Source organism: Bacillus sanguinis (assembly GCF_018332475.1).
Lineage (GTDB): Bacteria > Bacillota > Bacilli > Bacillales > Bacillaceae_G > Bacillus_A > Bacillus_A sanguinis.
Genome location: NZ_BOQB01000609.1, coordinates 1 through 277 on the forward strand (window position 1 = coordinate 1; position 277 = coordinate 277).

A 277-nucleotide genomic window follows, 5' to 3' on the forward strand; every position below is an offset into this window, starting at 1 on the left:
TGGTTTCTTGTTTATTTCACAGCTTCTTTTAACTCTTTACCTGCTTTAAATGCAGGAACTTTACCAGCAGCGATTTGAATTTCTTCGCCAGTTTGCGGGTTACGTCCTGTACGAGCAGATCTTTCGCGTACTTCAAAAGTTCCAAAGCCGATTAATTGAACTTTATCGCCAGACTGTAATGCAGTAGCAATTGTGTCAAATACAGATTGTACAGCTGCAGAAGCATCCTTTTGAGAAATATCAGCTGATTGTGCTACATTTTTAATTAATTCTGTTT

At 37.9% G+C, this 277-nt stretch carries 1 protein-coding gene; it reads right to left on the reverse strand.

From position 1 onward, the window contains the following. Window positions 1–11: 11 nt before the first annotated feature. A partial coding sequence (locus tag KI369_RS28840; protein ID WP_212959040.1) for a non-specific DNA-binding protein Hbs occupies window positions 12–277 on the reverse strand: 266 nt, incomplete at its 5' end.